At 59.0% G+C, this 13,334-nt stretch carries 10 protein-coding genes; 5 read left to right on the forward strand and 5 right to left on the reverse strand.

Annotated elements, in window-relative coordinates; all coding sequences use genetic code 11:
- Positions 1 to 37 precede the first annotated feature (37 nt).
- From FHT85_RS02725 to FHT85_RS02735, 3 genes are all read right to left on the reverse strand, one after another.
- Positions 38 to 1,438: an MATE family efflux transporter gene (locus FHT85_RS02725; RefSeq protein WP_112411621.1), complete on the reverse strand. Its 1,401-nt coding sequence runs from the start codon at positions 1,436 to 1,438 to the stop codon at positions 38 to 40.
- A gap of 148 nt (positions 1,439 to 1,586) precedes the next feature.
- Positions 1,587 to 2,843 (reverse strand): TCR/Tet family MFS transporter, encoded by a 1,257-nt coding sequence (locus tag FHT85_RS02730; protein ID WP_112334806.1) that lies wholly within the window; start codon positions 2,841 to 2,843, stop codon positions 1,587 to 1,589.
- A gap of 160 nt (positions 2,844 to 3,003) precedes the next feature.
- Entirely contained in the window at positions 3,004 to 3,915 is a 912-nt protein-coding gene (locus FHT85_RS02735; protein WP_112399056.1) for a LysR family transcriptional regulator, read from the reverse strand.
- 123 nt (positions 3,916 to 4,038) lie between these two features.
- Here FHT85_RS02735 and FHT85_RS02740 point away from each other — a divergent pair, with 123 nt between their 5' ends.
- Complete coding sequence (locus FHT85_RS02740) at positions 4,039 to 5,031, forward strand: aldo/keto reductase (RefSeq protein ID WP_112411620.1); 993 nt, start codon at positions 4,039 to 4,041, stop codon at positions 5,029 to 5,031.
- Positions 5,032 to 5,080: 49 nt separating this feature from the next.
- Here FHT85_RS02740 and FHT85_RS02745 read toward each other — a convergent pair whose 3' ends face one another.
- Positions 5,081 to 6,001: a neutral zinc metallopeptidase gene (locus FHT85_RS02745; protein WP_112334351.1), complete on the reverse strand. Its 921-nt coding sequence runs from the start codon at positions 5,999 to 6,001 to the stop codon at positions 5,081 to 5,083.
- 93 nt (positions 6,002 to 6,094) lie between these two features.
- Positions 6,095 to 6,586: a DUF2306 domain-containing protein gene (locus FHT85_RS02750; protein ID WP_112334350.1), complete on the reverse strand. Its 492-nt coding sequence runs from the start codon at positions 6,584 to 6,586 to the stop codon at positions 6,095 to 6,097.
- 86 nt (positions 6,587 to 6,672) lie between these two features.
- Here FHT85_RS02750 and FHT85_RS02755 point away from each other — a divergent pair, with 86 nt between their 5' ends.
- From FHT85_RS02755 to carB, 4 genes are all read left to right on the forward strand, one after another.
- Positions 6,673 to 7,497: a LytTR family DNA-binding domain-containing protein gene (locus tag FHT85_RS02755; protein WP_112411619.1), complete on the forward strand. Its 825-nt coding sequence runs from the start codon at positions 6,673 to 6,675 to the stop codon at positions 7,495 to 7,497.
- A 314-nt stretch (positions 7,498 to 7,811) separates the two neighbouring features.
- A complete protein-coding gene (locus FHT85_RS02760; RefSeq protein ID WP_162709693.1) occupies positions 7,812 to 8,381 on the forward strand; it encodes a DUF1190 domain-containing protein in 570 nt (189 codons plus the stop codon).
- 11 nt (positions 8,382 to 8,392) lie between these two features.
- Positions 8,393 to 9,562, forward strand: coding sequence for a glutathionylspermidine synthase family protein (locus FHT85_RS02765; RefSeq protein ID WP_112411618.1), 1,170 nt, complete (start codon positions 8,393 to 8,395; stop codon positions 9,560 to 9,562).
- Positions 9,563 to 9,794: 232 nt separating this feature from the next.
- The gene (gene carB, locus FHT85_RS02770) at positions 9,795 to 13,280 is read left to right on the forward strand and encodes a carbamoyl-phosphate synthase large subunit (RefSeq protein ID WP_112411617.1); all 3,486 of its coding nucleotides are present in this window, start codon (positions 9,795 to 9,797) and stop codon (positions 13,278 to 13,280) included.
- Positions 13,281 to 13,334: the final 54 nt, after the last annotated feature.

Consider the following 13,334-nt stretch of genomic DNA (forward strand, 5'->3'; position numbering starts at 1 on the left):
TGTCAGTAGTCTCGCAGGACGGGGATGACTCTCGCTATCAAGCGGAGGCAGCCTTCTCCGTCCGCACGAGAATGTAGAAGCGCGCGCAAAGCATCGCCGCTGCGGAGGCAAGGCCGAGCAGGAACCCGAACCAGATGCCGATACCGCCGAAATTCAGCGGAAACGCCAGCAACCAGGCGAGGAAGAAGCCGATTGGCCAATAAGCGATCAGCGCCAGGATCATCGGCACACGCGCATCCTTCAGTCCACGCAGCAGACCGCTCGCAATCGCCTGCAGCCCATCGACAAGCTGGAAGAAGCCGGCCACGACGATCAGCGGGGCGGCAAAGGCAAGGACCTCAGGCGCCTCGGCCGAATGAACGTCAAGGAACCAGCTTGCCAGCCAGGAGGGTATAGTCGCAAACAGTATGCTGCCGCAAAGCGCGATGCAGCTCGAAAGGATGAGCGCGACGATGGCGGCACGCTTCAGGCCGAAATGATCGCCCTGCCCGTGAGCGACGCCGACGCGCACGGTCGCCGCCTGGCTGAGGCCCAGCGGAATCATGAAGGCGATGGACGCCCACTGCAAAGCGATGCCATGCGCAGCAAGCTCGACGGTGCCGATCTGGCCCATCAGCAGCGATGCTGCCGTGAATAGGCTGACCTCAGCGAGAACCGTTACGCCGATTGGGAAACCAAACCGGATGACATCCCATAAAGCATGCCAGTCGGGCCGCCAGAATCGCACAAAGATCTCGTAGCGCCGCGTTTCCTGGTGGGCTTGCACGTAACCAACGATGAACAGCAAACCGGCGGTCTGCACGGCGACCGAGACAATGGCCGCACCATGCAGGCCCATCGCCGGCAGGCCGAAATGGCCGAGCACCAGGATATAGGCAAGCACGGCATTCATCACCAACATGGCGATAGTCACTTTGAGGATAATGCCGGCGCGGCCGATGGCGCTCACCAGCGCCCGGATGACATTGTAGAGCAGCCCCGGCAAGACGGCGAAGTGGCCGATGTCGATATAGCCGCTCGCCAATTTCGCGACATCGGGCTTCTGCCCCGCCGCAAGCAAAATCTCCTCGGAATAGAAGAAAGCCGGCTGCGCCAACAGCCAATAGGCCGTTACGACCCAGAGGCCCATGCGCAGCGCACGGCGCACCGAGGTAGCGTCGCCTCTGCCATAGGCTTGCGCCACCAGCGGCATGACTGCGATGGAAAAACCCGAACCGAAAACCAGGATCGTGAACAGAAACTGCGCGGAAAGCACCATTGCAGCCAGTTGCTCGGCACCGAGCCGGCCCACGATCATGACGTCAGTGGTGTTAATCCCGAGCTGCGCCAATTGCGCACCGATCAGCGGAATGCCCAGCGCAAGCGTTGCGCGCACATGTGCAGACCACGAATTATTATTGTCATGCGCGTAAGGGCGCGCAGGTGCAGGCATATCCATAGCGAAGACTCGATCTTTAGAGTCGCGCAAACCGTCCTACCCAAGGGTGCGCGAGCCTGCCGCATTAACGCAACCTAGGTTAAAAAGCCAGCAGACAAGTCGATAATGCTAAAGAATTCATCAGAACATCAAAATATCTGATGATATTTTAGGCCGCTTCGCCCGCCTGCGATTGGGATACCGCTTTCGGCTCGGTCTTGCGGACCTTCGCCACGAGCACGACAAGGCCGGCGACCACCAGGATTGCGCTCATGATGAAGGGCGCACCAGCAAAAACGACGGGTGCGGTTGGCGCGGTATAATACTGGAACAGATACGGAAACAGCACCGGCCCAATGATGGCGGTTATACTCGTCAGGCTGCCGAGCACTCCCTGCAATTCGCCTTGTGCGGAAGGCGGAACCTTGCTGGCTGCAATGGAACGAAGCGGCGCGTCCGCGACATTTTCAATGACAGTCAGGACGATAACTGCGTAAACCATCCAACCTTGCCATGAAAAGGCGTAGCCGATCAGGCCGAGACCGGAAAACACCATTCCGAGCACTGCGGTCTTCCACTCGCCGAGCACAGGCACCAGCCGTGGCAATACGAGACCCATGGCGACGGCGGCACCTATCCCATAGACAGCGAGCGAGAAGCCGATCTGCCCCTCGCTCCAGTCATAGCGATAGGAGGTGACGAAAGCCCAGACCGCCGGGTAAACACCATGCGCCAGCCAGTTCAGGAACATCACGACACAGACCCAGCCGATACCTTGGTAGCGGCGCATGTGCTTCAGCGCGCCGAACGGATTGGCGCGCGTGATCTCGAAGGGCCGGCGGTGTTTGGCGTCGAGCGTTTCCGGCAGCAGGAAATAGGCGCCGACGAAATTCAGGAACGCGAGAGCCGCCGCGCCATAGAAGGGCACGCGGGGACCGAACTCGCCCAGAAAGCCCCCGATGACGGGGCCAAGCACGAAGCCGACACCGAAAGCCATGCCGATCAGGCCGAAATTCTTCGCGCGGTTCTCGTCATTGCTGATATCAGCGATATAGGCGGAGCAGGTCGAGAAACTTGCGCCGCTGATGCCGGCGAGGATGCGGCCGACAAACAGCATCCAGTATGAGCCGGCAATCGCACAGATGAAATTGTCGATCGCGAAGGTCAGCACGGAGGCCAATAGCAGCGGCCGACGGCCATAGCGATCGCTCAGATTGCCGATCAAGGGTGAAAACAGAAACTGCATGCCGGCATAGGCCAGCAACAGCCAGCCGCCCTCGGTCGCCGCCGTGCTGACCGAGGCACCCGTCAACTCCTCAAGATATTTCGGCATCACCGGCATGATGATCGCGATACCGATGACGTCGAGGAAGAGGATAAGGAAGACGAGGAACAGGCCTCGACGGGCGAATTTCTGATCGATCATGGAGATGCCTTCTGGCGGCTCCGCCTCGATGAAAGAGACAGAACGTGAACGAAAAACCGGTGCGTTCCCCATACATAAAGATTTTGGCGGAAACAATACGTGAACGCTTCAATCCTATTGATTTATCGAACGCTTTTTTTGATCCTTGGCACAAAAGCGACTATCTGTCGCGACCGCGCCGCTGTTCTCGATTGAGAAAGTCGACGAAGGCTCTAAGCGGTGCCGGCATATGACGTCTGCTGGCATAATAGAGAAACGGACCGGAAAAAGCCGTGTCCCATTCTTCCAAAATCGGCACCAATTCTCCGCTCGCAATCTGCGGCGCAAGAAACTCTTTGAATGTCCTGATAATGCCCAATCCAGCCGCCGCAGCGCTGCGCTCTATCTCGATCGAATTCGTCGCAACCACCATCGGCGGCGTAATGAAGATCGTCTCGCCGTTCCTTTCGAACTCCCAAGGCACTACCGATCCGCTCAGGAAGCGATGACGAATGCAGCGATGCTCGAGTATATCGCGCGGATGTTGCGGCGTACCGCTTGCGGCTAGATAGGCCGGCGCCGCTGCGGTGATATAATGCTGTCGCCGAGGCCCGATGGGCACGGCGATCATGTCCTTTTCCAGCCGCTCGTCATAGCGAATCCCGGCATCGTAGCCGGCCGCCACCACATCGATGAAACTGTCCTCGGCGACGATTTCGACTGATATCGCCGGATACTCCTTCAGAAAGCGGCTGATGATGTCGGGCATGACGACCATGGCAGCGACGATCGGCACATTCAGCCGCAAAGTCCCGCCGACGCTGTCACGAAAGCTGTTGATATCGTCAAGCGCCACAGAGATCTCGCTCATAGCGGGCGTCAGCCGCTCCATCAGCCGCTCCCCAGCTTCCGTCGGCGTCACGCTTCGGGTCGTGCGATTGAGCAGACGGACCGTCAGCCGCTCCTCCAGCCGCCGAACCGCTTCGCTTAATGACGAGGCGGAAACGCCGCGCTTGCGTGCCGCTTCACGAAAGCTGCGTTCGCGGGCAACCGCAGTAAAGGCAACCAGGTCTGCCAGTGGCAAGTCATCCATTGTGCGAAATTCCAAACGACCTGTTTCGATTTACCGGGATTATCGCACAGAGAGCAGCGGAGTAAAACATCATCACAGAGGCCTCTGGAAAAGAGGGCGCACCTTCGACCAAGGAGAGTAACGATGGAAAAACATCAACTGGGAAGAACCGGACCGCAGGTATCGACACTTGGCCTCGGCTGCATGGGCATGTCTGGCATGTATGGGCCGTCTGATCGCACCGAAAGCATCGCCACCATCCACGCCGCGCTCGATGCTGGGATCAACCTGCTCGATACCGGTGATTTCTACGGCATGGGCCACAATGAGATGTTGATCGGCGAAGCGATCAAGGGGTTGAAGCGGGACGATTTCCTGCTGAGCGTCAAGTTCGGCGCGCTGCGCGATCCCGCCGGAGCATGGCTCGGCTACGATGCCCGGCCGGCGGCGATCCGGAATTTCGTCGCCTATTCGCTGCAGCGCCTCGGCGTCGATTACATCGATATCTACCGCCCTGCCCGGCTCGACCCGAACGTGCCGATTGAAGATCAGATCGGCACGATATCGGATCTCATCAAGGCAGGCTACCTCAGGCATATCGGCCTGTCTGAAGTCGGCGCTGACACCATCCGCCGCGCCGCCGCCGTCCATCCGATCATCGACTTACAGATCGAATATTCGCTGATCTCGCGTGGCATCGAAGACAAGATTCTGCCGACCTGCCGTGAACTAGGTATCGGTATCACCGCCTACGGCGTTCTTTCGCGCGGCCTCATCAGCGGCCACTGGCAGAAGGATAATGTCCAAAAGGGCGATTTCCGCACGATAAGCCCGCGCTTTCAGGCTGGAAACGTCGAAAAGAATCTGGAACTGGTGGAAGCTTTACGCCGGATCGCCGAGGCGAAGGGCGCAACCGTCGCTCAGATCGCGATTGCCTGGGTCGCAGCCAAGGGCAAGGATATCGTCCCGGTCATCGGCGCCCGTCGCCGCGACCGCCTGACGGAAGCCTTGGGAGCGCTCTCGGTTGAATTGTCTGAGGCCGATATGGCCGCGATCGAACGCGCGATCCCGAAAGACGCCGCTGCCGGTGGCCGCTACCCCGAAGCGCAGCTGACGCATCTCGACAGCGAGAAATAACCCGAAAGGCTTGCCCGCTCGCCGGCATCACGGCAGCGGGCAAGCAAGATCAGACTGGATTGTTCAGCGTATCGCAATCCGAGAGCTTGCCGGAATCGAAGCCCTGCTTGAACCACTTCATGCGTTGCGCCGAAGTGCCATGATTGAAGCTGTCGGGAACGACATAGCCCTGCGTGCGCTTCTGTAGCGTGTCATCACCAATCTGCTGCGCCGCGTTCAGCGCCTCTTCGAGATCGCCGGCCTGCAGGATCCCCTTCTGTTGCGTGAACTTGCCCCATATTCCGGCAAAGCAATCGGCCTGCAGTTCGATGCGCACCGACATCTTGTTGGCGTCCACTTCGCTCATGGTGCGGCGGGCCTGGTTGAACTTCGGCAGGATTCCGAGCAGGTCCTGGACATGGTGGCCGACCTCATGTGCGATCACATAGGCTTGCGCGAAATCGCCGGATGCACCGAACTGGTCCTTCATCTGCTGGAAAAAGGCCATGTCGAGATAGACCTTCTGATCGCTCGGGCAATAGAAGGGGCCGGTCGCCGCCGAAGCCTGACCGCAAGCCGAAGGGAAGCTGCCGGAAAACAGCACGAGCTTCGGATCCGTATAGGTCTGGCCCATCGATTTGAAGATGCCGGTCCAGGTGTCCTCCGTATCGGCAAGAACGGTCGCGACGAACTGCTTCATCTCGTCATTGGCCGGCTGCCCGCCGCTACTATTGTTGGAAGTGCTCTGCTGATATCCGGAGCCGCCACCCTCCAGCATGCCGCTTTGCTGCAGTAGGCCGATGACATCGACGCCCATGGCCCTCAGGATCAGGAAGATCACGATAAGGACGATAATGGTGCGGAAGCTCAAACCGCCGCCGCCAATCCCTCCACCCGGAAATCGAAAGCCGCCGCCACCGCCGCCGCTCATCGGTGATGAGCCGCGTTCGTCCTCAATATTGTCGGATTGCCGACGCCCCTTCCAATCCATAGTGCACCTCCTGGCGATGCCTAAAATCAAAGTCCCTTGAGGTATTTATATATCCAGGAAGTGTAACAAAGCCAGTTGGCTATCGACAGAACATTAGCTTAAACGGCGGCGCTGCCATATTTCTTTGGACATCAGCCATAAAAGCGCGATGACTATACCCGCCGCCACCAGAAACGGCGCCATTTCATCGCCATCGAAGGCCACCTTGCTCATGATCCGCCCCGGAAGAAAGGTAAAAGCTCCGGCACCCACGATGCCACCGAAGTAAAGGCCTCTGACAATGCGTTTATGCGCGCCGATATCATGTTTGCGGGCATTGGCAATCGCTCCCCAGCAACCGAAGAGAACGAAAAGGGAGAGCAGGTGGATCGGGCTGAAGCCGTAAAACATGTTGATCTGATGAATGAAGAAGCTCGAGAGCGCCGTGACGGCCATGAGAGCCAGCCATATCTTGCCGAGCACCCGGTGTATCGGCGTCCCCTTCGGCCTTGCGAGAAGATAGGCCCCCAGCAATGCGGCCGGGACGACCGCCGCGACATGGATCTGGATCGCAATTGGTGCATCAAGAAGCGGCTCGAACGTCATGATTTCTATCCGGTTGAGTTTATCGAGCCTTTCCGTGATAGTGTCGTTCTCTCAACCGAAATTGCGCGAAAGAACGAGACATCTTCGTGGATCACACCTTTCTGCAGTCCACGCTTCGCGAATTGCAGGTCATCCAGCGTTCACCGCGCTTCTGGGCGACCTTCGTCACGATCGTCCTGATCTTTGCCCTGACCGGACCGTACGGCACTCTTGACCGGCTGATGCCGGGAGCAAGACTGGGCTACTGGCTTGCGCTGCACGCCATGGCGTGGTCGATCGCGATCGTCTTCTCCATCGTCGCCGAGATCCTGCTGCGCGGGCAAATAGCAAGCATGTTCGCCAGGATGATGATCGGTTCAGTCGTCGCTGCATTGCCGATCGGCTTCGGCATCGCGCTCATCGACTTCGCATTCTTCGGCACATGGCCCACGGTAGCCGGCAGCCTGCATCAGTCCATCGGATCCATACCCCTCTGCGCCCTCTTCTGCATTCTCTCCTATATGACCATGCATCGGCAGATAGCGATCGCAGCCGGAGGAACAGATCTCGCGGAAGCGAAGACGATATCCGCCTCCGCACCTGAGATTCGGCCCGGAATACCGCAACCTCCGATTCTCTCGCGTTTGAAGCCGGAAAACCGTGGAGCGCTGATAAGGCTTACCGTTCGCGACCACTACACGGAGGTCGTGACGGCACGTGGCCGTGAACTCATCCTGCTGCGCTTCAGCGATGCCCTGATGGAAATCGGCAATACCGAGGGTATCCGCCTCCATCGATCACACTGGGTCGCGGCGGATCATGTTGCCGGCCTCAAACGCGACAACGGCAAGCTTTTCGTCGTCGCACGCGACGGAATGGAGATGCCAGTCAGCCGCTCTTATGCGGAAGCCGTTCGGCGTCGTTTCGGCTGATGGCTGCCGGATTACCACCGCTTCTGCCGGGGCGGACCGGAGGCAAAGACAGCTCTCTCCAAATACATAGAGTCAATGCGACTTATGAAAGTTGGAAAGATATTCTTTACGGTCACAACCATTGATTTAAAAAAATCGGCCTAACTTGCGTCCGCATTCTTTAAATGCGGACGATTTGCACCTAACTCAGATTTCGCGCCCACATTCTTCACGTTGTATCTCTTACATAAGCGGACAACCGCGATGCCGTCAGGCGATCCTGAACGATGTGGGGCCTTAACGCGTACCGCGCAGGGGGTTTTATGAAGCGATCGATGAGTGTGTCTTTGCTGCTCATGGGAACAGCGGCATTGACGAGCTGTGGCGAGAAGGAGGATAGGGTTCAAATTTACAAAGACGTCAATGCCTGCATTGCGGGTAAAGTCTTTTCCGCTGATGAATGTCGATCTGGCTTTGCCTCGGCCGAAGTGGAACGCCAGCAGAATGCACCTGCCTATGAAACAGCCGCAAACTGCGAAAAGGACTATGGCGTCAACAATTGTCAGCCAACGACAAGCACGCATCAGTCCGGTATGGGTCACTTCATTCCCCTCCTGGCCGGTTATCTCGTCGGCAGCGCCGCCAGATCGTTTGATACGAAGGCGCTATATCAGCCGTTTGGGAGTACCGACTTTCGAACGGCGACCGGACGAAGCCTTGCCAATGGCATGCTGCTTGGAAAAACGAAATATGCTGAAAGAAAAGACGACAACACACAATCGTCTTCTTCCGGTGGCGGCGGTAGCGGTGGCTCTTGGGGAAAATCCTCCGAACGTGCCAGCCGTTCGAGCGGAGCAGTAGAACGCGGTGGTTGGGGCTTTCGTGGCTTCCATCTTTCGGGCTGATGGGTGAACGAATGAAACGCGTAGTGATGAACGAACGGCCGGATTGGAAGGCCGACGCCGAAGCCTGCGGCTTTACCATCCATTCCATGTATGGTGAGCGCTACTGGGACGAGCGGCATGCCTATGTTTTCACTCTCGAGGAAATCGAAACGAGGCTTGAGGCTCCCTCGGCCGAATTGCTGGAAATGTGCTATGCGGCGGTCGAAAGGATCGCCTCGGACGAGGAATTGATGCGCCGGATGGCCATTCCCTCGGCCTATCATGATGCTGTACAGCGTTCCTGGCGCAATCACGAGCATGACCTCTACGGCCGTTTCGACCTTTCTTATGACGGGAACGGTCCGGCAAAGCTTCTTGAATTCAATGCCGATACACCGACCAGTCTATTCGAAAGTGCTGTTTTTCAGTGGCGCTGGTTGGAAGATATGAAGCAGCGCGGCGAACTTCCCTCCTCGGCAGACCAATTCAATTCGGTGCACGAACGACTGATCGATGCCATACGTATTCTTGCGGCACCTTCGGGGCACATGCACTTTGCCGGCATGCTGGAATCCGAAGAAGACCTCGTGACGTTGAACTATCTTGTCGACTGCGCCGCTCAGGCCGGCTGCAAGGCGAAGCTCATCGCCATGCCGGATATCGGCGTCGACGATGAGCATCGGCTGATCGACCTTCAGGATGAGCCCATCGACTGCCTGTTCAAGCTCTATCCCCTCGAAGACATGGTGCGCGAACCTTTCGGCCGCCATCTGCCGCTCACCCCGACGCGTGTCATTGAGCCGCTGTGGAAACTGACCTTGTCCAACAAGGGACTGCTACCGGTTCTATGGGATATGTTCCCCGGCCACGAAAACCTTCTGCCCGCCTATTTCGAGGACGATACGCGCATTAGCGATCTCGACGAACGATATGTCCGCAAGCCGCTGCTATCGCGCGAGGGTGCTAATGTAACGCTCGTCAATCACGAAGCCGGTGCCGGCATATACCAGGTTGAAGGGCCGTACGGTGAAGAAGGATATATAAGGCAGGCGATGCACTTGCTCCCCCGTTTCGGCGACGATTGGACTGTCATCGGCTCCTGGGTTGTCGCCGGCCAGCCAGCGGGCATCGGCATTCGCGAGGATGATACACCCATCACCCGTGACACGTCCCGCTTCGTACCACATTATATTGAGGGTTAGCCGATCAACGAGGGTCCCGTCGCTGTCACGCTTTCCCATTTGGCATATCATTTAACCGCCCCTGGGCGATCTTGGCAGAATTCATGTCGATTCCGCCATTTATGGGGTTCCGTTTGCAAATACATTTGCCTATAAGCCGCTTCTAGCCTGAAAATATTGCCCATAGCGCCCCCGGCCGGTGATCTCCCACCCTGGCCGGTTTTTGGCGCAACGAAAAAATGGATGTGAGCCCATGCCGAAGCGCCAAGATATCAAATCGATCCTCATTATCGGTGCAGGACCGATTGTTATCGGACAGGCTTGCGAATTCGACTATTCCGGCACGCAGGCCTGTAAGGCGCTCCGAGAGGAAGGCTACCGCGTCATCCTCGTCAACTCCAATCCGGCAACGATCATGACTGATCCGGGCCTGGCGGATGCGACCTATGTCGAACCGATCACGCCCGAGGTCGTCGCCAAGATCATCGCCAAGGAGCGCCCTGACGCGCTGCTGCCCACCATGGGCGGCCAGACCGCACTCAATACCGCGCTGTCGCTGAAGCGCATGGGCGTGCTCGACCGCTACAATGTCGAGATGATCGGCGCCAAGCCCGCCGCGATCGACATGGCCGAGGACCGCGCCCTCTTCCGCGAAGCCATGGCCCGCATCGGCCTGGAAACGCCGCGCTCCATGCTGGCAAACGCCACAGACATTAAGGATGCCGACCGCAAGACCCACGAGGCCGAGCGCGGTAAGCTGAAGGCGCAGCTTACCGGCACCGAGCTCGACAAGGCGCTCGACGAACTGGAAAATCAGTGGAACCTCGGCGAAAGCGACCGCAAGCAGCGCTATATGAGCCACGCGATGGCAATTGCCGCCCAGGCGCTCGACCATGTCGGCCTGCCCGCCATCATCCGTCCGTCCTTCACGCTTGGCGGCACCGGCGGCGGCATCGCCTACAACCGCTCGGAATTCTTCGAAATCGTCGGCGGCGGCCTCGATGCCTCGCCGACCACGGAAGTGCTGATCGAAGAATCGGTGCTCGGCTGGAAGGAATTCGAGATGGAAGTGGTCCGCGACACGGCGGACAACTGCATCATCATCTGCTCGATCGAAAACATCGACCCGATGGGCGTTCATACCGGCGATTCGATCACCGTCGCTCCGGCTCTGACGCTGACGGACAAGGAATATCAGATCATGCGCAACGCCTCGATCGCGGTTCTGCGCGAGATCGGCGTCGAAACCGGCGGCTCGAACGTACAGTTTGCCGTCAACCCGAAGGACGGCCGCCTGGTCGTCATCGAGATGAACCCGCGCGTATCGCGCTCCTCCGCGCTGGCCTCGAAGGCAACCGGCTTCCCGATCGCCAAGATCGCAGCCAAGCTCGCCGTCGGCTACACCCTGGACGAACTCGAAAACGATATCACCGGCGGCGCAACCCCAGCATCTTTCGAGCCGTCAATCGACTATGTCGTCACCAAGATCCCGCGTTTCGCCTTTGAAAAGTTCCCCGGCGCATCCCCGGTTCTAACCACGGCGATGAAGTCGGTCGGCGAAGTCATGGCGATTGGCCGTACCTTCGCGGAATCGCTGCAGAAGGCTCTGCGTGGTCTCGAAACCGGCCTGACGGGCCTGGACGAGATCGAAATTCCCGGCGTAGAGGAAGGCGAAGGCAGCCGCAACGCCATTCGCGCCGCCATCGGCACGCCGACGCCCGATCGCCTGCGCATGGTCGCCCAGGCGCTGCGCCAGGGCATGAGCGTCGAAGAGGTGCATGAAGGCTGCAAGATCGACCCCTGGTTCCTTGAGCAGCTGAAGAACATCGTCGACATGGAAAGCCGCATTCGTGAGCACGGCCTGCCGCAGGATGCCGCCAATCTGCGCATGCTGAAGGCCATGGGCTTCTCCGACGCCCGTCTCGCGACGCTGGCCGGCAAGCGCCCGAAGGAAGTCGCCGAACTCCGTAATTCTCTGAATGTCCGCCCGGTCTTCAAGCGCATCGATACCTGCGCCGCCGAATTCGCCTCGCCGACGGCCTACATGTACTCGACCTATGAAACGCCCTTCGTCGGCGCTGCCCGCTCCGAGGCCCAGGTTTCCGACCGCAAGAAGGTCGTCATCCTCGGTGGCGGCCCGAACCGAATCGGTCAGGGCATTGAATTCGATTATTGCTGCTGCCATGCCGCCTTCGCGCTGAAGGATGCCGGTTATGAAGCCATCATGATCAACTGCAACCCGGAAACGGTTTCGACCGACTACGACACGTCGGATCGTCTCTATTTCGAGCCGCTGACGGCCGAAGATGTCATCGAGATCTTGCGTGCGGAGCAGGAAAAGGGCGAAGTCGTTGGCGTCATCGTCCAGTTCGGCGGCCAGACCCCGCTGAAGCTCGCCGAAGCGCTGGAAAAGAACGGTATCCCGATCCTCGGCACTGCGCCTGATGCGATCGACCTTGCCGAAGATCGTGACCGCTTCCAGAAGCTCCTGATGAAGCTCGATCTCAACCAGCCGAATAACGGCATTGCCTACTCCGTCGAACAGGCACGCCTCGTCGCCTCCGAAATCGGCTTCCCGCTGGTCGTACGCCCGTCCTACGTTCTTGGCGGCCGCGCCATGCAGATCCTCCATTCGGAAGGCCAGCTGCAGGGCTACCTGCTCGACACGGTTCCGGAACTGGTGCCGGAAGACATCAAGCAGCGTTATCCGAACGACAAGACCGGCCAGATCAACACGTTGCTCGGCAAGAACCCGCTGCTGTTCGACAGCTATCTGACGAACGCCATCGAAGTCGACGTCGATTGCCTCTCCGACGGCACCGACGTCTACATTGCCGGCATCATGGAGCATATCGAAGAAGCCGGCATTCATTCGGGTGACTCCGCCTGCTCGCTGCCCCCTCGCACGCTCTCTCCTGCGATGATCGACGAGTTGGAGCGCCAGGCGAAAGCCATGGCCAAGGCTCTGAATGTCGGCGGCCTGATGAACGTTCAGTTCGCCATCAAGGACGACACGGTCTACGTGCTCGAAGTCAACCCGCGCGCCTCGCGCACCGTACCTTTCGTCGCCAAGACCATCGGCGCGCCGATCGCCAAAATCGCCGCCCGCGTCATGGCCGGCGAAAAGCTGGATGCGACCTTTGCCGCCTATGGCGAAAAACCCGATCCGCGCAAGCTGAAGCATATCGCCGTCAAGGAAGCAGTCTTCCCCTTCGCCCGCTTCCCTGGCGTCGACACCCTGCTCGGGCCGGAAATGCGCTCGACCGGCGAAGTCATCGGCCTCGATACGGATTTCGCGCTGGCCTTCGCCAAGTCGCAGCTCGGCGCCGGCGTGGAGCTACCGCGTGACGGAACGGTGTTTGTCTCGGTCCGCGACGACGACAAGCCGCGCGTGCTGCCAGCCATCCGCATGCTGGCAGAACAGGGCTTCAAGGTGCTCGCAACCGGCGGCACCCAGCGCTTCCTCGCCGAAAACGGCATCGAGGCGACGAAGATCAACAAGGTGCTTGAGGGACGTCCGCATATCGAGGATGCCATCCGCAACCGTCAGGTCCAGCTCGTCATCAATACGACCGACAGCAACAAGGCGATCTCGGATTCGAAGTCCCTGCGCCGGGCGACGCTGATGCAGAAGGTGCCCTACTACACCACCATGGCCGGTGCCGAAGCAGCCGCCATGGCGATCAAGGCGCTGAAGGCCGGAAACCTCGAAGTTCAACCGCTGCAGAGCTATTTCTGAAGCAGTTAATTCCGTAGTCAGGAGCGTGAGCGGGATAGCCGGCTCACCTTCGCT

Source organism: Rhizobium sp. BK312 (assembly GCF_014193605.1).
GTDB lineage: Bacteria > Pseudomonadota > Alphaproteobacteria > Rhizobiales > Rhizobiaceae > Rhizobium.

What these genes read in the sequence shown, in the direction of transcription:
- FHT85_RS02765 (WP_112411618.1), top strand. Translation starts at nt 8,393, where the DNA reads ATGAAACGCGTAGTGATGAACGAACGGCCGGATTGGAAGGCCGACGCC.
- carB (WP_112411617.1), top strand. Translation starts at nt 9,795, where the DNA reads ATGCCGAAGCGCCAAGATATCAAATCGATCCTCATTATCGGTGCAGGA.
- FHT85_RS02745 (WP_112334351.1), bottom strand. Translation starts at nt 6,001, where the DNA reads ATGGATTGGAAGGGGCGTCGGCAATCCGACAATATTGAGGACGAACGC.
- FHT85_RS02725 (WP_112411621.1), bottom strand. Translation starts at nt 1,438, where the DNA reads ATGGATATGCCTGCACCTGCGCGCCCTTACGCGCATGACAATAATAAT.
- FHT85_RS02735 (WP_112399056.1), bottom strand. Translation starts at nt 3,915, where the DNA reads ATGGATGACTTGCCACTGGCAGACCTGGTTGCCTTTACTGCGGTTGCC.
- FHT85_RS02730 (WP_112334806.1), bottom strand. Translation starts at nt 2,843, where the DNA reads ATGATCGATCAGAAATTCGCCCGTCGAGGCCTGTTCCTCGTCTTCCTT.
- FHT85_RS02740 (WP_112411620.1), top strand. Translation starts at nt 4,039, where the DNA reads ATGGAAAAACATCAACTGGGAAGAACCGGACCGCAGGTATCGACACTT.
- FHT85_RS02760 (WP_162709693.1), top strand. Translation starts at nt 7,812, where the DNA reads ATGAGTGTGTCTTTGCTGCTCATGGGAACAGCGGCATTGACGAGCTGT.
- FHT85_RS02750 (WP_112334350.1), bottom strand. Translation starts at nt 6,586, where the DNA reads ATGACGTTCGAGCCGCTTCTTGATGCACCAATTGCGATCCAGATCCAT.